Annotated in this window: 23 protein-coding genes; 19 read left to right on the top strand and 4 right to left on the bottom strand. The window is 46.0% G+C overall.

Annotation, left to right across the window (positions count from 1 at the left end):
- The first annotated feature begins 13 nt into the window (after positions 1–13).
- The 5 genes from AD710_RS01215 (at position 14) to AD710_RS01195 (ending at position 5216) form a co-directional block, all read left to right on the top strand.
- Positions 14–1282 carry a peptidase U32 family protein gene (locus AD710_RS01215; protein ID WP_049627089.1) on the top strand — a complete coding sequence of 423 codons (1269 nt, stop codon included), beginning with the start codon at positions 14–16 and terminating at the stop codon, positions 1280–1282.
- 5 nt (positions 1283–1287) lie between these two features.
- A complete protein-coding gene (gene udk / locus AD710_RS01210; protein WP_016938838.1) occupies positions 1288–1923 on the top strand; it encodes a uridine kinase in 636 nt (211 codons plus the stop codon).
- Positions 1924–2176: 253 nt separating this feature from the next.
- The gene (greA, locus tag AD710_RS01205; protein ID WP_014470754.1) at positions 2177–2650 is read left to right on the top strand and encodes a transcription elongation factor GreA; all 474 of its coding nucleotides are present in this window, start codon (positions 2177–2179) and stop codon (positions 2648–2650) included.
- A gap of 52 nt (positions 2651–2702) precedes the next feature.
- Positions 2703–4457, top strand: a complete 1755-nt coding sequence (locus AD710_RS01200) for a peptidoglycan D,D-transpeptidase FtsI family protein (protein WP_049627088.1) — start codon at positions 2703–2705, stop codon at positions 4455–4457.
- 63 nt (positions 4458–4520) lie between these two features.
- Entirely contained in the window at positions 4521–5216 is a 696-nt protein-coding gene (locus tag AD710_RS01195) for a YrrS family protein (protein WP_016938840.1), read from the top strand.
- Between the two features lie 39 nt (positions 5217–5255).
- Here the strand turns inward: AD710_RS01195 and AD710_RS01190 are convergent, their stop codons facing one another.
- Positions 5256–5459, bottom strand: coding sequence for a YrzA family protein (locus AD710_RS01190; RefSeq protein ID WP_049627087.1), 204 nt, complete (start codon positions 5457–5459; stop codon positions 5256–5258).
- Between the two features lie 183 nt (positions 5460–5642).
- On the opposite strand from AD710_RS01190, the gene AD710_RS01185 reads away from it, so the two are divergent.
- From AD710_RS01185 to AD710_RS01165, 5 genes are all read left to right on the top strand, one after another.
- Complete coding sequence (locus tag AD710_RS01185; protein WP_049627086.1) at positions 5643–6284, top strand: class I SAM-dependent methyltransferase; 642 nt, start codon at positions 5643–5645, stop codon at positions 6282–6284.
- A gap of 20 nt (positions 6285–6304) precedes the next feature.
- Positions 6305–7000: a 5'-methylthioadenosine/S-adenosylhomocysteine nucleosidase gene (gene mtnN, locus AD710_RS01180; protein WP_049627085.1), complete on the top strand. Its 696-nt coding sequence runs from the start codon at positions 6305–6307 to the stop codon at positions 6998–7000.
- A gap of 46 nt (positions 7001–7046) precedes the next feature.
- Positions 7047–7970, top strand: coding sequence for an O-acetylserine dependent cystathionine beta-synthase (locus AD710_RS01175; RefSeq protein WP_049627084.1), 924 nt, complete (start codon positions 7047–7049; stop codon positions 7968–7970).
- 1 nt (position 7971) lies between these two features.
- Positions 7972–9114, top strand: coding sequence for a bifunctional cystathionine gamma-lyase/homocysteine desulfhydrase (locus AD710_RS01170; RefSeq protein WP_049627083.1), 1143 nt, complete (start codon positions 7972–7974; stop codon positions 9112–9114).
- An 83-nt stretch (positions 9115–9197) separates the two neighbouring features.
- Positions 9198–9428 carry a YrhC family protein gene (locus tag AD710_RS01165; protein ID WP_049627082.1) on the top strand — a complete coding sequence of 77 codons (231 nt, stop codon included), beginning with the start codon at positions 9198–9200 and terminating at the stop codon, positions 9426–9428.
- A gap of 39 nt (positions 9429–9467) precedes the next feature.
- Here the strand turns inward: AD710_RS01165 and AD710_RS01160 are convergent, their stop codons facing one another.
- The gene (locus AD710_RS01160; protein ID WP_049627081.1) at positions 9468–9959 is read right to left on the bottom strand and encodes a helical membrane plugin domain-containing protein; all 492 of its coding nucleotides are present in this window, start codon (positions 9957–9959) and stop codon (positions 9468–9470) included.
- 17 nt (positions 9960–9976) lie between these two features.
- Positions 9977–12919: a formate dehydrogenase subunit alpha gene (gene fdhF, locus AD710_RS01155; RefSeq protein ID WP_156187146.1), complete on the bottom strand. Its 2943-nt coding sequence runs from the start codon at positions 12917–12919 to the stop codon at positions 9977–9979.
- A gap of 305 nt (positions 12920–13224) precedes the next feature.
- Here fdhF and AD710_RS01150 point away from each other — a divergent pair, with 305 nt between their 5' ends.
- From AD710_RS01150 to AD710_RS01130, 7 genes are all read left to right on the top strand, one after another.
- Complete coding sequence (locus tag AD710_RS01150; RefSeq protein WP_016938847.1) at positions 13225–13593, top strand: Na-translocating system protein MpsC family protein; 369 nt, start codon at positions 13225–13227, stop codon at positions 13591–13593.
- Between the two features lie 264 nt (positions 13594–13857).
- Positions 13858–14658 (top strand): formate/nitrite transporter family protein, encoded by an 801-nt coding sequence (locus tag AD710_RS01145; RefSeq protein WP_045926805.1) that lies wholly within the window; start codon positions 13858–13860, stop codon positions 14656–14658.
- Between the two features lie 390 nt (positions 14659–15048).
- Positions 15049–15189 (top strand): YrzI family small protein, encoded by a 141-nt coding sequence (locus tag AD710_RS18815; RefSeq protein ID WP_016938849.1) that lies wholly within the window; start codon positions 15049–15051, stop codon positions 15187–15189.
- A gap of 173 nt (positions 15190–15362) precedes the next feature.
- Positions 15363–15518 carry a hypothetical protein gene (locus AD710_RS19730; RefSeq protein ID WP_162829238.1) on the top strand — a complete coding sequence of 52 codons (156 nt, stop codon included), beginning with the start codon at positions 15363–15365 and terminating at the stop codon, positions 15516–15518.
- A gap of 172 nt (positions 15519–15690) precedes the next feature.
- Positions 15691–16230 carry a class I SAM-dependent methyltransferase gene (locus AD710_RS01140; RefSeq protein ID WP_016938850.1) on the top strand — a complete coding sequence of 180 codons (540 nt, stop codon included), beginning with the start codon at positions 15691–15693 and terminating at the stop codon, positions 16228–16230.
- Between the two features lie 205 nt (positions 16231–16435).
- On the top strand, positions 16436–17002 hold the full coding sequence (locus AD710_RS01135; RefSeq protein WP_016938851.1) for a TetR/AcrR family transcriptional regulator: 567 nt from the start codon (positions 16436–16438) through the stop codon (positions 17000–17002).
- Between the two features lie 27 nt (positions 17003–17029).
- Entirely contained in the window at positions 17030–20191 is a 3162-nt protein-coding gene (locus tag AD710_RS01130; protein WP_049627079.1) for a bifunctional cytochrome P450/NADPH--P450 reductase, read from the top strand.
- A 149-nt stretch (positions 20192–20340) separates the two neighbouring features.
- Here AD710_RS01130 and AD710_RS01125 read toward each other — a convergent pair whose 3' ends face one another.
- A complete protein-coding gene (locus AD710_RS01125) occupies positions 20341–21549 on the bottom strand; it encodes an MFS transporter (protein ID WP_049627078.1) in 1209 nt (402 codons plus the stop codon).
- Between the two features lie 215 nt (positions 21550–21764).
- Between AD710_RS01125 and ybaK the strand changes: the two genes are divergently transcribed.
- Both ybaK and AD710_RS01115 read left to right on the top strand, forming a co-directional pair.
- Positions 21765–22247: a Cys-tRNA(Pro) deacylase gene (gene ybaK / locus AD710_RS01120; protein ID WP_049627077.1), complete on the top strand. Its 483-nt coding sequence runs from the start codon at positions 21765–21767 to the stop codon at positions 22245–22247.
- 45 nt (positions 22248–22292) lie between these two features.
- Positions 22293–23210 (top strand): MBL fold metallo-hydrolase, encoded by a 918-nt coding sequence (locus AD710_RS01115; RefSeq protein WP_049627076.1) that lies wholly within the window; start codon positions 22293–22295, stop codon positions 23208–23210.
- Positions 23211–23286: the final 76 nt, after the last annotated feature.

The raw sequence follows: 23286 nt of genomic DNA, 5'->3' as shown, positions 1-23286 counted from the left end.
GAGGGTGCAACGGATGACAGCCGTAAATCAAACCATTTCCAAAGTCGTAAACGGAAAACGCGTCATTACGAAAAAACCTGAACTTCTTGCTCCGGCAGGAAACCTTGAAAAATTAAAAATTGCCGTTCATTACGGAGCGGACGCGGTTTTTATCGGAGGGCAGGAATACGGGCTCCGCTCTAATGCGGATAACTTTTCTATAGAAGAAATCGCAGAGGGCGTAGAATTTGCCAAAAAATACGGGGCGAAAATATATGTGACAACAAACATTTTCGCTCATAATGAAAATATGGACGGTCTGGAAGAATACTTAAAAGCGTTGGGAGACGCAAAAGTTGCCGGAATTATCGTCGCTGATCCGCTGATTATTGAAACATGCCGGAGAGTCGCCCCGGACGTAGAGATTCATCTCAGCACACAGCAGTCCCTTTCCAACTGGAAAGCGGTGCAGTTCTGGAAAGAAGAAGGTCTTGACCGTGTGGTGCTTGCCCGTGAAACGAGCGGACTGGAAATTAAAGAAATGAAGGAAAAGGTGGATATTGAAATCGAAACCTTTATCCATGGCGCCATGTGTATCGCTTATTCAGGCCGATGTGTGCTGAGCAATCACATGACGGCCCGTGATTCCAACCGCGGCGGCTGCTGTCAGTCGTGCCGCTGGGATTATGACCTGTATCAAACAGACGGTGCAAACGCGGTCGCGCTCTATGACGAAGAAGACGCTCCGTTTGCGATGAGCCCGAAAGATTTAAAGTTGATTGAATCCATACCGCAAATGATCGAGATGGGCATCGACAGTCTGAAAATTGAAGGCCGGATGAAATCGATTCATTACATTGCGACGGTTGTCAGCGTGTATCGCAAAGTCATCGACGCATACTGCGCTGATCCTGAAAACTTCGTCATTCAAAAAGAATGGCTTGATGAGCTGGACAAATGTGCAAACCGGGATACTGCGCCTGCTTTCTTTGAAGGCACGCCAGGTTTTGAGGAGCAGATGTTCGGCGAACACGGAAAGAAAACAACATTTGATTTTGCCGGTCTCGTGCTCGCATATAACGAGGAAACTCAAATGGTGACGCTCCAGCAGCGCAATTTCTTTAAACAAGGTGACGAAGTTGAATTTTTCGGTCCTGAAATTGACAATTTCACATTCACCATCGGCACTATTTGGGACGAAGACGGAAACGAGCTTGATGCTGCCCGCCATCCCCTGCAAATCGTTACATTTAAAGTAGACAAAAAGATTTATCCGAGCAACATGATGAGAAAGGGGAAGTAATCCCAATGGGTAAGAGTCCTGTAGTTATAGGCATCGCCGGAGGTTCCGGATCAGGAAAAACAAGCGTCACCCGTTCCATATACGAACAGTTTAAAGGACACTCGATTTTAATGATCCAGCAAGACCTTTATTATAAAGACCAAAGCCATCTTCCGTTTGAAGAAAGGCTCAACACAAACTATGATCACCCGCTTGCATTTGATAATGACTATTTAATCGAGCATATTCAAGAGCTTTTGAATTACCGGCCGATAGAAAAGCCGATTTATGATTATAAACTCCATACGCGTTCTGAGGAAACCATTCCGGTTGAGCCGAAGGATGTCATTATTTTGGAAGGCATTCTCGTTCTTGAAGATAAAAGGCTTCGCGACCTCATGGACATAAAACTTTATGTCGACACGGACGCGGATCTCCGTATCATCAGACGGATTATGAGAGATATTAACGAAAGAGGCCGTTCTATTGATTCTGTCATTGAGCAGTATGTATCCGTCGTCAGACCGATGCACAATCAGTTTGTTGAACCGACGAAACGCTACGCGGACATCATTATTCCGGAAGGCGGCCAAAACCACGTCGCAATTGATCTGATGGTCACGAAGATTCAAACGATCCTTGAACAAAATGCAATTTTGTAATACCATAGCATAGACATAAATAACTCAGACCATATTATGTATAGGATGGAAGGGAATGAGACAGTTCCCTTCTTTCCCTGTTTATAAACCGAAACATTTGCAGAAAACACACATTCAGTTTAAGATAAACAGTACCTATATGGGAGAGAAGAACGAGGACTGCCCTGTGTTCTCATTCTTGATTTTTTCGTTTATGCTCTCATACATAATCACACGTTATTGTTGAGGGACAACCACCAAGGAGTGAAGGAACATGGCACAAGAAAAAGTTTTTCCGATGACTCAAGAAGGAAAACAAAAACTTGAACAAGAATTAGAGCAATTGAAAACGGTTAAACGTAAAGAAGTAGTAGAACGCATCAAAATCGCAAGAAGCTTCGGAGATCTGTCAGAGAACTCTGAGTATGATTCTGCAAAAGAAGAACAGGCATTTGTGGAAGGGCGCATCACGACGCTTGAAAATATGATCCGCAATGCGAAAATCATCGAGGACGACGGCGGTTCAAATGTTGTCGGTTTGGGAAAAACCGTATCATTCATCGAATTGCCTGACGGTGAAGAAGAATCTTACACGATCGTCGGAAGCGCTGAAGCTGATCCGTTTGAAGGAAAAATCTCAAACGACTCGCCGATTGCCAAAAGCCTGCTCGGCAGAAAAGTGGACGAAGAAGTTACTGTTCAGACGCCGGGCGGAGAAATGCTCGTGAAAATTGTGAAAATTTCATAAGATCCGTTTAACAATGAAACACCTCGTCCAAAATGTGGATGAGGTGTTTTTTATGATCGTATCAAAAAGGCTGAAAACGGCCGTGATTTGTTTTCTGCTCGTGTTTTTCTTTTTGCTTGCCAGGCTGGCTGAAATTCAGCTGTTTTTTACAGAATCTTTTTCAAAATCTAATATTAATCTGATTCAGGAAAGCGTCAAGCAGCGGACTGAAGAAGTCCTTATTTCAGACGGACGCGGCTCTTTTCTTGATCGGAACGGCAAAGAGCTGACCGGAAAAAAGCAGCCTGCCGTCGTTCTGTTTCCCTTTCTCGTGACGCAGGATTGGCCGATTGACCGGGTATCCGCCATTCTCGGGATGAAACAGGATGAGCTCAGGCAGCTTCTCACGGAAGCGAAAAAACCAGTGATCCTAAACAGCAGAAAAATAAAACATCTGACGAAACAATCCGTGTCAAATATCAATTCTTTGAAATATCCGGGCATTTACGGCGTATATATGAAAGACAGCAAAGAAACAAACATAGCCGCTCATCTGTTGGGCGCGACAAATCAGGACCCGGAGCTTTTGAAAAAGAAATATCCCGGCCGTAAGGAACTGCCGATCACGGCAAAAATCGGGACAAGCGGGATGGAACGGACGTTTGATGAGTTTTTGCTGGCGGATCAGGACACAAAACTTTTGTATCATGTCGACGGAAGGGGAAACCCTTTATTCGGAATGGACGTCAAATATACGGCAGAAGCAAACGCGTTTTATCCGCTGCAAGTCAAAACCTCCATCGACCGCAATATTCAAAAAGCAATGGAAGATGTATTGAAAGACCGCGGGTTAAAAAAGGGGGGAGCCGTCCTTTTAGACATTGAAAAAAGCAGTGTGCTCGGAATGGTATCAAAGCCTGACGCCGACATGTCAAAGCAGCAGACACTGCAAAATTACATGCTGACGCCGATTTATCCGGGATCTGTGTTTAAAACGGTGGTCGCCGCAGCTGCAATTGAACAAAATGAAGTGAAGCCGGGCACATCCTTTAACTGCAGTCTCAACCTGTACGGAGAGCCGGGTGACGACAAAGGCACGCTCAGTTTTGGAGAAAGCTTTGCCCAAAGCTGCAATTATACGTTTACAAGTCTTGCGGAAAAATTGGTCAAAAAAGATGACTCCGCTATTGAAAACATGGCGGAAAAACTCGGTCTCACACAGCGGGCGGGCTGGGAAGGCAAGCTGTACCGGGAAGACGGATTCAGGCAGCTGTATAATGAAAAAAGCGGCGTCATTTGGGGAGATGCCAAAGACAAAACCGTCAAAAGAGCAGTAGCCCAGACGGCGATCGGACAGAAAAACGTGAAAGTCACCCCGCTTGAAGTCGCCAATATGATGGCGACGATCGCGCGCGGCGGTGAAAAAAAACAAGTCAAAATCGCGGACAAAATCGAATACAAAAACGGAACGACGATGGCTTCATTCAAAGATCAGCCGTTAAAGGGGAAAACGATCGATAAATATACGGCCCAGCAGCTTCAAAAAATTCTCAGAGAAGTCGTTACTTCACCGAAAGGAACCGGCAGAAGATTTCAAGATCTGCCGTATGCGGTGGCGGGAAAATCCGGAACGGCCCAGACGGGAATGTTTACAAAAGATAAACAGACGCTTTACAACAAATGGTTTGCGGGATACTTTCCCGCAGACAAGCCGAAATACGCTCTCGTTGTGCTGCACATGGACACGCCGGGAGATAAGGCTCTGACAAATACAGTGTTTTATGATATTGTTAAAAAGGTACATGAAAATGAAACAAATCAGACATAGAACAACCGCTCAGCCCATGTTAAAATATATGCTGAGCAAGAGGGATAAAGGAGTGCAGAATGATTGAGCAATAAACAATCTCGTTTTGAAAACCGTGATAAGCGCAGAAAAGCAAATTTGGTGCTTAACATTTTAATTGCTATCGTATCTATTCTTATTGTCGTCGTTGCAGTCAGCCTCTTCATCAACAGTCCGTCCAGCGACGTGAGCCAGAAGCAGGAAACCCCTGCATCAGGCAAGACGAAGCAGACCTCAGATGAGGACATAAAAGACAGCAAAAAAGATACGGCCTCAGACGATGACAAAAAAGATAAACAGGATAAGGACAAATCCGATTCATCTTCAGACTCTGACAGCAAAAAAGACGATGATTCATCGAAAAGTGATGACAGCAAAAAAGCCTCTGATTCAAGCGACCCTTTTAAAGGAGCAAAAATAACAGAGGGCGGCTCATCCAGCGATGTCGATAAAACAATTGTTAACTCAAAATGGAAACCAGTCGGCACAAAGCAGACGGGAGAACATGCGGCGACGTATGACTCAAGCTCCGAAGACTGGTCCGAAATGCTTGACGCCATCTCTTACGCAACCGGCGTGTCAAAAGATCACATGACAGTGCTGTGGCTCGGAAACAATGGAAGCCCGCAAGATGCGAAGGGTAAAGTTTTAGACAAAACGAACGGCAAAAAGTATCAGGTCACCATCACTTGGGAAGACAAAAAAGGCTGGAAGCCGACAAAAGTAGAAACCTTAAAATAACCGCAAAAAAGCAGCTGATTTTTCAGCTGCTTTTTTCTGTCATACGTCAGCTGAAAAATGCACCGACGCGCTGTAAAGGATTCTGCCGTCAACGGCGGTCACCTGATGGGATACAGAACGGACGCGAAGCATAATCGCCTGGTTGTTTTCAATCTGTACGTTTATTTTCTTTTCCAGCTCCTGCAAAGATGCCGCTTCAAAAAATTCTATTTTATCTTTAATTAAATCCAATTGAAAATTCATCAGTATAGATCCTCCTGATTTTTCTTCTGAGTCAATGAAAGTATAAGCCTTTCTGCTGTAATTGCGCAATAATCCCAAAGTATTTTAGTACCCTTTCGCTCTTTTTTGTGATAGGATAGGAACTGTTCCATGATTAATCCATACTATACTCATAGGAATTATAAATTATGGAGAGTGAAAAATATGGGCCGTGAATTTATTCCTTTATTTGAAGATTGGGCAGCGACTTATGACGCCACGGTGCACGGAGCTGACGAACAATATGCTGAAGTGTTTAAAGGGTATGACAAGATTCTTGACAGCATTGTTGCACTTTCGGGTTCTAACGTTTTAGAGTTCGGACCGGGCACAGGGAATTTAACTGCGAAATTAGCCGCCGCGAACAAAAAAGTGTTTGGTGTAGAACCGTCTCCGTCAATGAGAAAACTGGCAGCTGACAAGCTTTCTGACAGAGCTGTGTTCAGTGACGGGGATTTTCTGGAGTTTCCCGCTCCGCCTTTCCAAATAGATACCATCGTCAGCTCGTACGCATTTCATCATTTAACCGATGAAGAAAAGCAAGCGGCTGTAAAGCAATATGGCACAATCCTTCAGAAGCATGATAAAATAGTGTTTGCCGATACCGTCTTTAAAGATCATGAAGCATACGGGGAAGCCGTCAGAAAAGCAAACCGAAACGGCTATCACCAATTAGCGGACGATTTAAAGACGGAACATTATCCGACACTCGGGACAATGAAAAACATCTTTTCAGCTGAGGGATTTGTCGCAAGATTTACGCAGCAAAACGACTTTGTCTGGATAATGGAGGCGATTAAACGGTAAATCGAAGGGATTGTGTATAAATGAAACTGGCAGTCATCGGAGCAATGGAAGAAGAAGTTACGATTTTAAGAAGCAAACTGAAAGACGCAAAACAAGAAATGATCGCTCACTGTGAGTTTACGACGGGAAGCTATGAAGGCGTCGAAGTTATCTTGCTGAAATCAGGCATCGGAAAAGTCAACGCGGCGATCAGCACGACGCTTCTGCTTGACCGTTTCAAACCTGATTATGTGATTAACACAGGCTCAGCGGGCGGATTTCATCATACATTGAATGTAGGAGACGTCGTCATCTCAACAGATGTCCGCCATCATGACGTGGACGTGACGGCGTTTGACTATGAATACGGACAGGTGCCGGGTCTTCCGGCAGCATACAAGGCTGATGAAAAGCTGATCAGCATTACCGAGGAAGCGGTTTCTGAACTGAACGGCATTCAAGTCGCAAAAGGCACAATCGCTACTGGAGATTCTTTTATGAATGATCCGAAGCGGGTTGAAGACGTACGCGCCAAGTTTGCGGGTTTGTACGCGGTTGAGATGGAAGCTGCAGCTGTCGCACAGGTGTGCCACCAGTTCAAAACGCCTTTTGTTGTCATCAGAGCTCTATCTGATATTGCCGGAAAAGAATCTGACGTTTCATTTGATAAATTTTTAGAACAGGCAGCCGTTCATTCAACTGAGCTTGTCCTGAATGTCATCAAACGAATTCACTAAGCGGGGGATTCTCGTTCTCCTCCGCTTTCAGGGGGAGGACACCATATTGAACGTGATAACAGATATTACAGAACTGATCGGACATACACCGCTGCTCCGTCTCAAGCATTTTGATATACCGGAGGGAACAGCGGTTTATGCTAAGCTTGAGATGATGAATCCGGGCGGCAGCATTAAAGACAGGCTGGGCGAGATGCTCATTGAAGATGCGCTTCACACGGGCAAGGTGAAACCGGGCGGCGTTATCATTGAAGCGACAGCCGGGAACACCGGAATCGGACTCGCTCTGTGCGCCAGAAAGCACCGGCTTCGCGCCGTTTTTTGCGTCCCGGAACATTTCAGCAGAGAAAAGCAGCAGATTATGAAAGCGCTCGGAGCGGAGATTGTGCATACGCCGAGAGAAGAAGGCATGCAGGGAGCCATCCGAAAAGCGCTTGAGCTGGAGAGAGAGATCAGTAATTCTTATGCCGTTCTGCAATTTAAAAACCGAGTAAATCCATTGACTTACTATAAAACCCTCGGTCCCGAAATTTGGAACGCACTCGGTGGCAATATCCACACCTTTGTCGCCGGAGCGGGTTCCGGCGGGACCTTTGCCGGCACGGCAGCTTATTTAAAAGAAAAAAATCCTGCCGTCAAAACGGTGATCGTTGAACCGGAAGGCTCCATCCTGAACGGCGGAGAACCGCATGCCCATAAAACGGAAGGCATCGGTATGGAGTTTATCCCGGATTATATGGACGAGAGCCATTTTGACGCCATTTACACGGTGGAAGACGATAAGGCGTTTTCGTTTGTCAGAGAAGCGGCCGAGAAAGAAGGCCTTTTAATCGGAAGCTCATCAGGGGCGGCTCTATATGCGGCGCTGGAAGAAGCGAAAAAAGCGCCCGCCGGCTCAAATATCGTCACCATTTTCCCAGATGGCAGCGATCGTTATATAAGCAAAAACATTTTCCAAGGAGGTCAGTAAGATGAAGAAAAAAACGCTGATGGTGCACGGAGGAATTACGGGAGATGAAAAGACCGGAGCGGTTTCCGTACCGATTTATCAAGTAAGCACGTACCAGCAGCCGAAAGCGGGCGAGCACACGGGCTATGAATATTCAAGAACGGCCAATCCGACGCGGACGGCTCTTGAAAGTTTAATTACGGAGCTTGAAGGCGGCGCGGCGGGATATGCATTCGGTTCTGGTATGGCTGCGATTACAGCCGTCATGATGCTGTTTGACAGCGGCGATCATGTTATTTTGACGGATGATGTATACGGCGGCACTTACCGGGTGATGACAGGTGTGCTGAACCGCTTCGGCATTGAAGCGGACTTTGTCGATACGAGCAGCAAAGAAAAAGTCCAAAAAGCCATCCGTCCGAATACGAAAGCGATTTATATCGAAACGCCGACAAACCCGCTTTTGAAAGTGACTGACCTCAAACTGATGTCTGACATCGCAAAAGAAGCGGGCGTATTTCTTATCGTCGATAATACGTTTTACACGCCGTATTTCCAGCAGCCGCTCAGCTTCGGCGCTGACATCGTGCTGCACAGCGCGACAAAATATCTCGGCGGCCACAGCGATGTCGTCGGCGGCTTAGTCGTGACGGCTGATAAAGAGCTCGGTGAAAAGCTTCATTACGTGCAAAACTCAACAGGCGGCGTTTTAGGACCGCAGGATTCATGGCTTTTAATGAGAGGCATTAAAACACTGGGACTCAGAATGGATGCCATCAATCACAGCGCCGGAAAAATCGCCGAGCTGCTTGAAGCGCATGATGCCGTTCAGACGCTCTACTATCCGGGATCAGCGAAGCATCCGGGCCATGAGCTGACAAAAGCGCAAAGCTCCGGTTTCGGAGGAATGATTTCCTTTGATATCGGCAGCAGCGAACGCGTCGACGCATTTTTAGAAAAATTGAACCTGTTTACGATCGCGGAAAGCTTAGGAGCGGTTGAAAGCTTAATCTCCGTGCCGTCCAGAATGACGCATGCTTCTATCCCGCGCGACCGCCGGCTTGCACTTGGCATAACAGACGGGCTCGTACGGATCTCAGTCGGTATTGAGGATACTGAGGATTTAACGGCGGATGTGAAACAGGCGCTTGATTCCCTTTTATAAAGAATGGATAGATTTACATTCTCTGTCGGCTGTCAGCTTGTATTATAATGTTGGTAGACTATAAAACTGGCAGGTGACCTTATATGGAGAACAAAAGACTGAAATCATTAATAGAAGATTTTAAGCATTACGCATTTATTCTGCTTGCAGTCAGCACCTTCATTTATATCGGCGCGGTTCTTCCCGGACAAGGGCTGACGGCGGGCCAGAAAATGCTGATGTTTGTAACGGATTGTGTATTTTTAGCGGGCGCTTATTTCTGCGTGGACCGTTCACTTATATATAAAAAGAGGCTGGAAGAGGCCGATGAATAAAAAAAAGCCATTGTCTTTTGACAATGGCTTTTTCATTTCTTATTCAGACGGGGTTTCGCGTAATTCTTTTCCCATTCCTTTTAAAAACTGCAGACCGAAGCCGAGCGCGCGGTTAATATCGGGATCACCGGCGGCTTTCATCAGTTCAAACATACTGACTTTCCGGTCTTCTTTTAAAAAGCTTTGCGCCTGATCCGTTCCGGCCATGACGCTTTCTAAAAGTTTGCCCATAAATTCAGGATCAGCTTTTGACAGCGCGCCTCCCGCTGCCATCATCGTATTCAGGAGATTTGTGACAGGTTCCCGGGAAATCTGTCCGAGCGCGATTTTGGCAATTTCCTCTTTCGCCTGGAGCATATAGCCGGCGGCATCAAAAATGCCCAAGCCATTCAGCTCCGCCATAATAGACATCGTTTTTGCGACGGCTTCTTCATTTTCTGCGAGAAGCGTCTTCAGCTCTTCCAGCTTTTCTGCTTTCAGCTGTTCCTCCGTTTTCGTTTCTTTTTGAATTTCAGTAATTGGGCTTGCCATAATGCTTCCTCCTTTCCTTAATCCGTTAAGTGCACATAGCCCGGACGGTTCCATTTTCGCTGAGCTTCCACACCATTTTGCGGATGACGTTTTTTGTTCCGCGGATTCGTTTTCGGAAGCGGCGGAGTATCACAGGAACCGAGCACTTCCATGCGGACTTTTGTCTGCTTATAGGCAGGCGTATGTGTCCGTGAATCATACGCTGGCCCGGTCAGGAAATTAATCGCCGAATCTTTATCTGTAGAGTTCATCGGCAGATAAAGCTCATTTGCGCGGACGCGGTCTGTTACAAGCGCGTTCAATTTAACCGCTCCAAAAGGAGAGACGAGGCGGATCATTGTTCCGTCGCAAATTCCGCGTTCAGCCGCGAGCTCCGGCGATACTTCAACAAATACGCCCGGCACTTTAGACTGAATGCCTTTCGATTTGTTAGTCATATTTCCTTCGTGGAAATGTTCAAGCATCCGCCCGTTATTAATGTGCAAGTCATATTCTTCAGGGAATACGGCAGGCTCCACCCAATCGCTAAGGGCAAAACGGGCTTTTTTGTCAGGGAAGTTAAAGCCGTCTTCATAAAGAAGCGGAGTGCTTTCTCCCGTAAAGCTTCCCCACAGGAAGCTGTTCCAGCCGGTAAGTACGTCATAGCTAGCTTTTCCGAACAGCGGAGAAAGGCTCGCCATTTCTGAGAAAATATCGCTTGGATGCGTGTAATTCCAATCAGCGCCTAAACGATTGGCGACTTCCTGAATAATCCACCAGTCCGGTTTTGCATCACCAAGTGTCGGAAGCGCCTGATACAATCTTTGCACACGCCGCTCTGTGTTTGTAAATGTTCCGTCTTTTTCAAGAGAAGGAACCGCAGGCAGGATGACATCCGCGTATTGCGCCGTTCTTGAAAGGAAAATATCCTGCACAACAAAGAAATCAAGGCTGGATAAAATGTCATGAACATGGTTGGCGTTTGAATCGACGAGCGCCATGTCTTCACCGACAAGATACATCGCCTTCATCTTTCCTTCTTCAATCGCATGGAGCATTTCAATATTATCAAGACCCGGCTTGCCGTCAATCTCGACACCGTAAGCTTTTTCGAATTTAGCACGGGCCGCATCATCGGTAATATGCTGATATCCCGGAAGCCAGCCCGGGAGAGTTCCCATGTCGCAAGCGCCTTGAACGTTGTTATGTCCCCGCAGCGGATAAGCTCCGGCACCCGGGCGGCGGTAGTTCCCTGTGGCTAGCAGCAGATTGGAAATCGCCGCTGATGTATCAGAGCCGCCTGTATTTTGAGTAACGCCCATGCCCCAAAGAACACAAGTGCCGTCTGCATCACGAATCATTTCGGCAATGCGGATGATCGTATCCTGAGAAAGTCCGGTGATGCGCTCCGCATATTCTAATGTATACTTTTTCAGCGTTTCTTTATAATCTTCAAAGTAGTTGACATTCTCATCAATAAACGCTTGATCGTGCCAGCCCTGGTCAATCATATATTTCGTCACTGCCATGAGCCATACTTGGTCAGTCCCTTGTTTCGGGCTGATAAAGAGGTCGGACCGTTCAGCCATTTCATTTCTGCGCAGATCGGCAACAATTAATTTTTGTCCGTGCAGCTTATGCGCGCGTTTCACGCGTGTGGCCAGAACGGGATGTCCTTCCGCCGGATTGGCGCCGACGATGAGCACGAGGCCCGCTTTTGCAATATCTTTAATTGTGCCGGCGTCTCCGCCCATACCGACGGTGCGGAATAAGCCGTCCGTTGCCGGTGACTGGCAGTAGCGTGAGCAGTTATCCACGTTGTTGGTTTCAAATACTTGGCGCGCTAATTTTTGGATGACGTAGTTGTCTTCATTCGTAATTTTAGAAGAAGAAATAAAACCGACAGAACCGTTGCCGTGCTCGGCCTTGATCGAACCGAGTCTTGAAGCGACAAGATCAAGGGCTTCTTCCCATGACGATTCAACAAATGCGCCGTTTTTCCGGATGAGCGGTTTTGTAATCCGTTCTTCCGAATTCACGAAGTCCCAGCCGAATTTCCCTTTGACACAAGTGGAAATCGCATTAACCGGAGCATCAGAAACAGGCTGAATTTTCAGGATGTCACGACCTTTTGTCCATACTTCAAAAGAGCATCCGACACCGCAGAACGTGCAGACTGTTTTTGTTTTTTTCGTCCGTTTATCGCGCATAGCCGCTTCCACTTCTGACACGGCGAAGATGCTTGTATAGTCGGGCTCCACATTTTTGACTAAATCAATCATCGGCTCCATGACATCTTCTTTGATGCCGGTCATAAATCCGGCCTGGCCGAGCATTGATTTTTCCATCAGTGCGTTACAAGGACAGACAGTGACACACTGGCCGCAGCTGACACAGGAAGATTCATTAATGGCGACGCCTTCGTCCCAAATGACCCGCGGGCGGTCGCGCTCCCAATCAATGGAAAGGGTCTCATTCACCTGAAGGTTTTGGCACACTTCCACACATTGGCCGCAGGCGATACATTGATTCGGATCATAGCGGTAAAATGGGTGAGACATATCCACCGCGCACTTTGAATCGTCTTTCGGTGTATACGGATATTTCTGGTGCTCAATTCCCATCATTTCCGCTGTATTATGCAGCGTGCAGTTTCCGTTGTTGTTATCGCATACTGTGCAGTAAAGCAGATGATTTTCGAGCAGGCGGTCCATGGCCTCTGTCTGAGCCTCTTTTACCCTTCCTGACGTAAGCGAGATTGACATTCCGTTTTCTGCTGCGGTGGAACAAGAGCGCTGCAATTTTCCGTTTACTTCAACAATACAGGTGTCGCATGTTTGAATCGGATCCACTTCCGGTACATGGCATATTTGCGGAATCTCAATTCCGTTTTGATTTAAAATATCTAAAATTTTAGTCCCCTCTGGTGCTTCATACTCCGTGCCGTCGATTGTGACACGGATAGACTGAACGTCTGTCACTTCCAATTCCCCTCCATCTTTTAAAATCGAAAAAAGCCATGCACATAGATACCGGCCTCCTGTGCAGAGATCGGTATAAATACGCATGGCGGAATAGTTCACTAGCAAGTCTTACTAACAGACCAATCCTATCTGTATAAAACGATAGACTCATAACACGTTTCCTATTACGAATCCATCTTCACTGCTTTTATTATAAGGTGATATTTATTATAATACAATACGAAAGGAAAACTTTAACCAGGTGAAATGCTGCAAAGGGGAACCGGGAATGTCTTTCATCGGCTGAAATCGGAGGGGACAATATGTCTAAAAAAATTCATGAATTTAACGATATTATCCGGAAATTGCGCAAAGAATTATTTGGAAAAGGGCCGGAACGAATTCACACCGTTTTTGTGGATAACATGGCGGTATCTACGCTTTACGGCAATTTAAGCGCAAGTGAGCAGTTTATCGCACGCACCCCTGAAGGAAGGGAAATGGTTCACGCCGCGCGGACCAGCTTAATTCAGGAGCTGTATTCCAAACAAACGCCTGAAGGAATGGAAGAGCTCATCGGGGCAAAACTCGTGCATCTGTTTTCAGACATCAAGATCGAAGAGAATATTGCGGTGTCTGTATTTGTATTTGATCGAACAATTGAAGAGCGGCGTGAAGAAATCAAAAGCTGAAAAAATTCAATTGACACGAAATTGTCACATTTGATATGATATGAACTGCCAGCAGTGGCTTAAGGACGATTTTTTATGGAATGTGTGCATGAGCTGTACATGTTCTATAGCTAACATTTTCATTCTGCTTGATATTGTTGTATGGGCATGCATACAAGTTAGGCAGCATTCACACCCGTTTCAGACGGGCTGTTTGAATGCTGCCTTTTTTATTAAGTTCCTTTTGAAAACTGCCGGATGAATTGATAATGGAGGGGTTTAATGATGGCTTTTCGTAAACCGGACGAAATAGCGGAGCTTGCGGTCGAATCAGGGGTAAAAAAGGTGCAATCACCGCTTTCAGCACTGATCGTATTAGGATTTTTAGGAGGAGCGTTTATCGCACTCGGTTATTTGCTTGATATCCGTGTCATCGGAGATCTTCCGAAAGAATGGGGCAGCCTGTCAAGTTTAATCGGCGCGGCCGTGTTTCCCGTCGGACTGGTGCTTGTCGTTCTTGCCGGCGCGGAGCTGATTACGGGAAATATGATGTCAGTATCCATGGCGCTGTTTTCCAGAAGAATATCCGCCGGTTCTTTAGTGAAAAATTGGATGATCGTGACGTTAATGAATCTTGTCGGCGCGCTGTTTGTCGCTTACTTTTTCGGACATGTTGTCGGATTAACTGAAACGGGGCCGTATTTGGAAAAAACGATTGCGGTCGCACAAGGCAAATTGGATATGCCGTTTGGAAAAGTCATTGTGTCGGCGATCGGCTGCAACTGGCTTGTCTGTTTAGCCGTCTGGCTTTCTTTCGGGGCAGAAGACGGAGCCGGTAAAATCGCGGGTATATGGTTTCCGATTATGGCGTTTGTCGCAATCGGTTTTCAGCACGTTGTCGCCAATATGTTTATCATCCCGGCTGCGATTTTTGCAGGCTCTTTTTCATGGGGGGATCTGATTCTTAATCTCATTCCGGCTTTTATCGGGAATGTGATCGGCGGCGCAGTGTTTGTCGGCCTTATTTATTTTATTGCATATTCAAAAAAGGATCAGAATAAACAAGGGATGAAAAGAGTTTCCTGAGGTAAGAAAGATGCCGGAAAACATGGACAATTGAAGCGGAATTCCAGCACATTTTCCGTCCAAATCTTGAAAATAATGTTTACAAATTGGAAGACGGTGGATATACTTACAAAGTAAGAAAAAAAGCAAAGGGAGGTTGAGTCACATGACAACGTTAAACGGCAAGCAAAACCGAAAATTGAACCGATTCAGCCTGTGGAAGAGTTCGTGTCCTTCCTTAACCTCTGCCTGTCAAGCACGTTAATTTCGGAGTATCAGGACATTCGCAGCTCCCCGCAGGGAAAGAAGCACCTGCTTCTTTTGTCTGCGGATTTTGTCTGCCCGCAGCACATATGAAGTTTGCTGCGGGTTATTTTCGCTTGTGCGGATATTGAAAGGGGGTGAGCGATAATGACCATTAATCTCTTCTTTTTGACACTGACCATTTCAAAGCGTTTTAAAAGTGCTGAAGAATATGAACGAGAACAGCAGGTCGAAGAGTTTTACAATGAAGCGAAAGAACGCCAGATGAAACATTTTTATATGAACTGAGTGAACAAAAAGAGCCAAATTGGGGAAGAAGGAGGAGATCATCATGTTCAGAATTGAACTGCTGAATCATTACACAATGGAGAAGGACCAGGTTTAGCTGGAATTTTGCTGTCACCGCGCAGACGGCCTGCATACCATGGTAAAGAAAGATAAATCGGTAAGCGGGTGATAGCATGCAGAGCGGGCAGAACAAAATTCCATCTATCGGACACGGGTATGCGTCAATGCCCCATTCATTTAAACACGGCTACGGCAACCCGTATCGCCGTCAGAGAATGGCGGCGCTTTCCCGGCAGACAAGATATATAACACCGTATTATTGGTATTAGAGCAGGCGGAAAACCTACGTTTTCCGTCTTTTTTTTATGAAAACTGATATAAATTTCAATTAAAACGAAACATTTATGAAGAGAAGTGCGTCTAATTAGCACCTCGTACTAATAGGAGGTAATATTATTTCTGAATAATAAATCTCAGAAATAGAAAAGCGGGTGTTATACAATGTTGCAACATACATCTTCAGCATTAAAACGAATGCGCGCGAAATACTTTGCTACATCAGAACCGGCACAACCAGTCATTCGGCAAATTATGATGGATATACAGGAATACGACCGCATTCTGGAAATCGGAACCGGAAACGGCTCAATGTTTAAACAAATCATCGGACAGCTTGAAAAGGGCAGTCTTAAAAGTATAGAAACATCAAAACGTAAAATACGGAAAACACAGCGCGCAAACCGTTCGGCCATAAAAGCCGGACTCGGAAACATTCAGCATGGGCGGCCTGAAAGCATTCCGTTCGACGACCGCAGCTTTCATAAAGTCTTCTCGTTACATACTGCTGAAACGGTCAGCGATTACCGGACAGCATGTAAAGAAGTGTACCGCGTGCTTCAAATTGACGGGTCCTTTTATATGGTTTTGAAGCCTTCACGAATGAGCGAAAATGATGTAATTCAGGTGCTGCGTGATCAGCATTTCAGAGACATTTCAGTTGTCAGCAGAGATGCATTCCATTTTATTACTGCCATTAAATAGAATATTTCTTGGGAAATAAAAGAGCTGCTTAAGTCATGGCAGCTCTTTTTTATAATTTGGGCATATTTCCTTATTTTTGGCTATTTCACACATGTTTTATATTAAAAAAAGTTTTTTTCTTATACAATAATGATCAGATGACCGTACATTAAAAATTTTGAACAAACGGAATGAATATTCATTCCGTATTTAAAAGGGGGATTAGATGACAGCTTCAAACAAAGTTGAACTCATTATGAAAGCGTCGCTTACTTTGTTTACAGAGAGAGGATTTGACGCAACGACGATCCCGATGATTGCCGCTCAGGCGGATGTCGGAACCGGCACAATTTACCGTTACTTTGACAGTAAAGAAACGCTTGTTAATGTGCTGTATCAGGAAAGTGCGCAGCGTTTTATGAAAAAAGTCAAAACTGATTTTTCGAAAATATCTGTAAGAGAAGGGTTCCATCACCTTTTTTATTGCCTGATTGATTTTACAAAGGAAAGCGAGTATGCATTGTTTTTTCTTGAAACGAATAAGGACGCCTACTTTCTGAATGAAACGAGCCGTAAGCTTCTTGATGAAATCACACAGATGCTTGACGTCTTTTTTCAGCGCGGCAAGTCTGAAGGCGTGCTCCGGAATCTGCCGTCCGATGTGCTGATGGCGATTTTGCTGGGGGCATATCTCAAACTCTATCAGCTTGTCCGGACGGGAAGCGTTGAAATCACAAAACCGTTTCTGAAAGAATTGGAGCAATGTTCTTGGGACGCCATCCGAACTCATTAATTATTCGCCGAAGGAAGGAAGATCGATATGAAACAGCTAAACGCTATACCGCAGCCGAAAACATACGGACCACTGAAAAACCTCCCTCACTTGGAAAAAGAAAAACTTTCACAATCGCTTTGGAAAATTGCCGAAGAATACGGCCCGATCTTTCGTTTTGAATTTCCGAGCTCTGTCGGGGTTTTTGTATCAGGCCGTGAACTTGCGGCAGAAGTCTGTGATGAAAAGCGATTTGACAAAAACCTCAGCAAAGCCTTGCTCAAAGTCCGTGAATTTGGCGGTGACGGATTATTTACGAGCTGGACAAACGAAAAGAATTGGCAGAAAGCGCATCGGATTTTACTGCCGAGTTTCAGCCAGAAAGCAATGAAAGGCTATCACTCAATGATGCTTGATATTGCCATGCAGCTCGTGCAGAAGTGGAGCAGATTAAATCCGAACGAAGAAATTGACGTCGCTGAAGATATGACGCGCCTGACGCTGGATACAATCGGCCTGTGCGGATTTCATTACCGCTTTAACAGCTTTTACCGCGATACACAGCACCCTTTTATCACGAGCATGCTTCGTGCGCTGCAGGAGGCAATGCGCCAATCACAAAGACACAGCCTGCAGGACAAGCTGATGATCAAAACGAGGCATCAGTTCCAGCAGGATATTGAAGTGATGAATGAACTCGTAGACCGGATTATTGCTGAGCGGAGGGAAAATCCGGATGAGAATCTGTCTGACCTTTTATCATTGATGCTTGAAGCGAAAGATCCTGTAACGGGTGAAAGGCTGGATGATGAAAATATCCGCTATCAAATCATTACTTTTTTGATCGCTGGGCATGAAACCACAAGCGGACTGCTTTCATTCGCGATTTACTGCCTGCTGAAAAATAAAGATAAATTGGAAAAAGCCGCTGAGGAAGCCGAACGGGTGCTGACGGGAGAGACACCTGAATATAAGCAGATTCAGCAGCTGACATATATCCGCATGGTGTTAAACGAAACATTGCGGCTTTATCCGACTGCCCCGGCATTTTCCCTGTACGCGAAGGAAGATACGGTTCTCGGCGGAAAATATCCGATTGAGAAAGGACAGCCGGTGACGATTCTGACTCCGCAGCTGCACCGGGATAAAAGCGCGTGGGGAGAAGATGCCGAGTTATTCCGCCCGGAAAGGTTCAGTGATCCCGCGGCAATTCCGGCCGATGCGTATAAGCCGTTCGGAAACGGACAGCGCGCATGCATCGGGATGCAGTTTGCCCTTCAGGAAGCGACAATGGTGCTCGGGCTTGTCCTTAAACACTTTGAACTGATTGATCACACGGATTATGAGCTTACGATTAAAGAAGCTTTAACCATTAAGCCCGGTGATTTTAAAATCCGTGTGAAAAACAAGGACGTGTCCAATCAGCAGCCCGCACAGAACCATAAAGCTGAAAACAGCGGTCACAAAGAAAAAACGGAAGAAATACCGTCTCACGGAACTCCGCTTCTCATTCTTTACGGATCAAATTTAGGAACTGCGGAAGGAATCGCGGAAGAGCTGGCTGACATCGGCAGAAGCAAAGGTTTTTCAACTGAAACCGGCCCGCTCGATGATTATGCCGGGAAATTGCCTGTAAAAGGCGCTGTCGTTATTGTTACGGCTTCTTACAACGGAGCGCCGCCTGATAATGCGGCGGGTTTTGTGAAATGGATGGAAACCCTTGAAGACCAGGAATTAAAGGGTGTTTCTTACGCCGTCTTCGGCTGCGGAGACCGCAACTGGGCCGCCACTTACCAGAGGATCCCACGCCTTATAGACAAAGTGCTTGAAGAAAAAGGGGCAGCACGGCTGACCTCTCTCGGAGAGGGCGACAATGCCGATGATTTTGAGTACAGTCAGGAAGCTTGGGAAGACTCATTCTGGCAGGACATCATCAAGGCTTTTCATATAGAAGCCGCTCCAAAACAGCAGAATAAATCACAGTTATCAATAGAATACGTAAGTGAAGCAGCTGAAACGCCGATTGCCAAAACGTATAAAGCATTTGAGGCGGAAGTGATTACAAACAAAGAGCTTCATACCGAAAGCAGCAAGCGCTCAGTCCGGCATATTGAGCTGCGTCTTCCGGAAACAGAAACTTATCAGGAAGGAGACCATCTTGGGGTGCTTCCGCAAAACAGCGGGAAACTGATCAGCCGTGTTATTCGCCGGTTCGGTCTTGATCCGAATCAGCCCTTTAAGATCAAGGGGCGGCAGTTGCCTCATCTCCCAATGGACCGGGCAGTTAATGCGCCGGAGATTTTGGCGTCACATGTAGAGCTGCAGGAACCGGCAACGAGAGCCCAGCTTCGCGAACTCGCGGCTCATACCGTATGCCCGCCGCACCAAAAAGAATTGGAGCATCTTTATTCTGATGACGCGGCATATAAAGAAAACGTGCTGAAAAAACGAATGACCATGCTTGATCTGCTTGAAGAATATCCGGCTTGTGAACTGCCGTTTGCACGCTTTTTAGAACTTCTGCCGTCATTGAAGGCGCGCTATTATTCAATCTCAAGCTCACCGAAGGCAAAAAGCGGAGAGCTCAGTATCACAGTCGGCGTTGTGACGGCTCCGGCGTGGAGCGGCCGTGGAGAATACCGGGGCGTGGCTTCGAACTATTTAGCCGGATTACAGAATGGCGATCATGCCGTATGTTTCATCCGCTCACCGCAGTCCGGTTTTTCACTGCCTGAAAATACGAAAACACCTCTCATTATGGTCGGGGCGGGCACCGGAATTGCGCCGTTCAGGGGCTTTATCCAGGCGCGGGCTGCCGAAAAAATGTCCGGTCACAGCCTGGGCGAAGCTCATTTATACTTCGGCTGCAGGCATCCTGAAGAAGACGACCTGTACAAAGATGAATTCGACCAGGCGGAGAAAAACGGCCTTGTTACCGTGCATCGGGCGTATTCCAGGTTAGATCAGGATTGTAAAGTATATGTACAGGATGTCCTGCTTCGCGAGACTGCACAGATTATTGCGCTTCTTGACCAAGGCGGCCATCTCTATATATGCGGTGACGGAAGCAAAATGGCTCCGGCTGTGGAAAACGTACTGCTTCAGGCGTATGAAAAGGTGCATAACACTGATTCAAAAGTTTCCTTAAATTGGCTTGAACAGCTGCAAGCAGAAGGAAGATATGCGAAAGATGTTTGGGCAGGTGTGTAACAGAAGCGTGAGGCAAATGAAGAATGTTATTTAATTGAAGAAAGCCGGCACGATATTTGAAATCTACTGAATCAAAAGGAATAGTTATAGGGAGTATCGTGCCGGCCTTATTTTTATTATCGGACAAAAGACACAAACCTTTAATGTTTTTATTGATTTATATGCAGGCGGCTATGTTTTCTTTTTTTGAATTCCGCCATAAATAAAATCGGATAAGACAATACCAGCAAAGCCGAAATAAAAGAAATGATGCCGATCCAATGAAAATGCGTCCAAAAGAAACCGCCGCAAGACCCAGCCGCACTTGAACCGATATAATATGCAAGCAGATATAATGAAGAAGCTTGCGCGCGATGATCACCGGCTGCCCGGCCGACCCAGGCGCTTGCGATTGAATGTGCGCCGAAGAAGCCGAAGGTAAACACGGCAATGCCTGCAATTTTAAGGGCAAGCTGGGGCAAAAGTGTCACCGCTGCACCGGCCAGCATAATCAAAATCGCAATCTTAATCATTTTTGAGCTTCCGAAAAGGTCCGCTTTTTTTCCCATATAGACAGAGCTGAACGTTCCCGCGAGATAGACGATAAAAATAAAGCCGATCACAGTCTGCGACAAATGATAAGGAGCAGCCATTAGATGAAAACCGATATAGTTATATAAAGTGACAAAACTCCCCATTAATATAAACCCCAGAGAAATTAATAAAAGCAGCCGCTTGCGGTGTATGACCGCTCCATATTCTTTAAATGCCGCTTTTACGCCAGCATGCCGCTGAGATGAGTGGCGCGGAGCCGGAAGAAAACGCCAAAACAAATAGCTTAATATTATAGAAAGAATACCGATGATGGCAAGCGCCGGCCGCCAGCCGAATAAATCGGTCAGAAGCCCTGTTAACAGCCTCCCGCTCATTCCCCCGATGCTTGTGCCGCTGATATACAGGCCCATCATTTTCCCGAGGCCCTTCGGATCAAACTCCTCGCCTACATATGTCATAGCGACAGCCGGAACGCCTGCCAGAAAAATACCGAGCAGACCTCTCATCGCCAAAAGCGCCGGAAAAGCCGGACTGAACGCTGTTAATAGACCTAAAACAGAAGTGGCGGTTAACGACAGCACCATCAATTTTTTTCTTCCGAATCCGTCAGATAACGAAGCGGCTGCCAATAATGAAAATGCCAAAACGGCTGTTGAGATGGATAAAGTTAAGCTGGCGGCCGCAGCGGAAATATGAAACTCTTCCGAAAACAAAGGCAAAAGCGGCTGTGTCGTGTAAAGCGTGGCAAATGTCACAAATCCGCTGATAAACAGAGCCAAGCTGGCCTTTCTGTACGCCTTTGTATGAGGCTGAATAAACGTCATGAATGTCCCTCTTTTCTCACTGTTGCTTATATGTGTATCGTACGCTTTTCATTTCAATGTGCCTAATTTATAATAACTATGGAATTAATGCGTATAGGTTATGAAGGAAGGAGAGAAGCCGAAAATGAACTTTCATCATCAAATTGACAGCTTCATTGCAGCGGCTAAAATAGATCATATAAAACAGAAAGAAATACAGGTAACGGAGGAGCGTCATGGCGAAAAAAACAGTTAAAACAAATGCCGTCCGTATCATTGAACAGCAAAACATTTCCTATGAGCTATTAAGTTACAAAACAGATGGGGGACAGCCTGCAGACGGCCTTTCCGTTTCGGAGAAAATCGGATATCCCGCCGAAAATGTCTATAAAACGCTAGTAACATCGGCAGGAACAGAGCGTTATTACGTTTTTGTTGTTCCCGTTGCAAAGGAACTGAATCTGAAAAAGGCTGCAAAGGCAGCAGGTGAGAAGAAAATAGAAATGATTGCCATGAAGGACCTTTTGAGAATCACCGGCTATATGCGCGGAGGCTGTTCTCCGATCGGCATGAAAAAATGGTTTCCGACTTTTATTGATAAATCCGCCGAAACACTGGAGTTTATGATTGTCAGTGCGGGGAAAATCGGATTGCAGGTGAAATTAGCGCCTCAAGATTTAGCCGCAGTAAGCCGGGCATCCTTTACAGACATTGTATAAATGTCCAATGAATCGAACGAAATACACGTTTCAAGGGAGAATGATATGAGAAAAAGATACGAAAACTTGAATGGCGTGAAGAATGAACATGGATTCAGGGACATGTGGAAATGGATGAAGGAACGAAGAGAGAAAAGTAAAGACTTAAGCGAGAACATTCCGAAAGCGGCCGGCAGGGATGTTCATGATGTTGCCATCAATCGGACAAAAACGGCCATTACATGGATCGGCCATTCTTCATTTCTGATCCAAATACAAGGGCTTAACATGATCACCGACCCTGTATGGGCGCGGCGGATGGGCTTTCAAAAAAGGCTGACAGATCCCGGATACGAATTGAGCGAACTGCCTGAGATTGATGCCGTGCTCATTTCACACGGGCATTATGACCATCTTGATTTTCCGAGTATAAAAAAACTGAGAGGAAATCCGGATTTTTACGTGCCTGCAGGACTGAAAAAGCTGTTCATCAAAAAAGGCTGCAAAAAGGTATTTGAAATGAATTGGTGGGATCGTTTTGAGATGCGGGGAGTGAACATATCATTTGTGCCTGCCCAGCACTGGACACGGAGAACGCTTTGGGATACCGATACCTCTCACTGGGGAGGCTGGGTCATAGAAAGCGAAAACGGTGAATCCATCTATTTTGCAGGAGATACCGGCTATTTTGAAGGCTTCAAAGAAATCGGAGAAAGGTTTCATATTAAGGCGGCTCTGATGCCGATAGGCGCGTACGAACCGGAATGGTTTATGAAAGTGTCACATATCAATCCGGAAGATGCCGTGAAAGCGTTTTTGGAGCTGAAGGCTGACAGCTTCATTCCCATGCATTACGGGGCATTCCGGCTTGCTGATGATACAGGACCGGAAGCATTAAGCAGACTGCACAGCGAATGGGACCGACTTGCATTACCTCCGGAAAAACTGAAAGCATTAGCGCTCGGAGAGACATTTTGGCTGTAACGAATAGAGAAGAAGTCATTTCCGAGACGAAAAACCGCTGTTCGGCTGTTTAAAGTTTCTGGTTCAGCCAAAGCTG

Source organism: Bacillus sp. JFL15, assembly GCF_001184225.1.
Taxonomy (GTDB): domain Bacteria; phylum Bacillota; class Bacilli; order Bacillales; family Bacillaceae; genus Bacillus; species Bacillus siamensis.
This window is presented reverse-complemented; position numbering and strand designations above follow the sequence as displayed.

What these genes read in the sequence shown, in the direction of transcription:
- AD710_RS01215 (WP_049627089.1), top strand. Translation starts at nt 14, where the DNA reads ATGACAGCCGTAAATCAAACCATTTCCAAAGTCGTAAACGGAAAACGC.
- udk (WP_016938838.1), top strand. Translation starts at nt 1,288, where the DNA reads ATGGGTAAGAGTCCTGTAGTTATAGGCATCGCCGGAGGTTCCGGATCA.
- greA (WP_014470754.1), top strand. Translation starts at nt 2,177, where the DNA reads ATGGCACAAGAAAAAGTTTTTCCGATGACTCAAGAAGGAAAACAAAAA.
- AD710_RS01200 (WP_049627088.1), top strand. Translation starts at nt 2,703, where the DNA reads ATGATCGTATCAAAAAGGCTGAAAACGGCCGTGATTTGTTTTCTGCTC.
- AD710_RS01190 (WP_049627087.1), bottom strand. Translation starts at nt 5,459, where the DNA reads ATGAATTTTCAATTGGATTTAATTAAAGATAAAATAGAATTTTTTGAA.
- AD710_RS01185 (WP_049627086.1), top strand. Translation starts at nt 5,643, where the DNA reads ATGGGCCGTGAATTTATTCCTTTATTTGAAGATTGGGCAGCGACTTAT.
- mtnN (WP_049627085.1), top strand. Translation starts at nt 6,305, where the DNA reads ATGAAACTGGCAGTCATCGGAGCAATGGAAGAAGAAGTTACGATTTTA.
- AD710_RS01170 (WP_049627083.1), top strand. Translation starts at nt 7,972, where the DNA reads ATGAAGAAAAAAACGCTGATGGTGCACGGAGGAATTACGGGAGATGAA.
- AD710_RS01165 (WP_049627082.1), top strand. Translation starts at nt 9,198, where the DNA reads ATGGAGAACAAAAGACTGAAATCATTAATAGAAGATTTTAAGCATTAC.
- AD710_RS01160 (WP_049627081.1), bottom strand. Translation starts at nt 9,959, where the DNA reads ATGGCAAGCCCAATTACTGAAATTCAAAAAGAAACGAAAACGGAGGAA.
- AD710_RS01150 (WP_016938847.1), top strand. Translation starts at nt 13,225, where the DNA reads ATGTCTAAAAAAATTCATGAATTTAACGATATTATCCGGAAATTGCGC.
- AD710_RS01145 (WP_045926805.1), top strand. Translation starts at nt 13,858, where the DNA reads ATGGCTTTTCGTAAACCGGACGAAATAGCGGAGCTTGCGGTCGAATCA.
- AD710_RS18815 (WP_016938849.1), top strand. Translation starts at nt 15,049, where the DNA reads ATGACCATTAATCTCTTCTTTTTGACACTGACCATTTCAAAGCGTTTT.
- AD710_RS19730 (WP_162829238.1), top strand. Translation starts at nt 15,363, where the DNA reads ATGCAGAGCGGGCAGAACAAAATTCCATCTATCGGACACGGGTATGCG.
- AD710_RS01140 (WP_016938850.1), top strand. Translation starts at nt 15,691, where the DNA reads ATGTTGCAACATACATCTTCAGCATTAAAACGAATGCGCGCGAAATAC.
- AD710_RS01135 (WP_016938851.1), top strand. Translation starts at nt 16,436, where the DNA reads ATGACAGCTTCAAACAAAGTTGAACTCATTATGAAAGCGTCGCTTACT.
- AD710_RS01130 (WP_049627079.1), top strand. Translation starts at nt 17,030, where the DNA reads ATGAAACAGCTAAACGCTATACCGCAGCCGAAAACATACGGACCACTG.
- AD710_RS01125 (WP_049627078.1), bottom strand. Translation starts at nt 21,549, where the DNA reads ATGACGTTTATTCAGCCTCATACAAAGGCGTACAGAAAGGCCAGCTTG.
- ybaK (WP_049627077.1), top strand. Translation starts at nt 21,765, where the DNA reads ATGGCGAAAAAAACAGTTAAAACAAATGCCGTCCGTATCATTGAACAG.
- AD710_RS01115 (WP_049627076.1), top strand. Translation starts at nt 22,293, where the DNA reads ATGAGAAAAAGATACGAAAACTTGAATGGCGTGAAGAATGAACATGGA.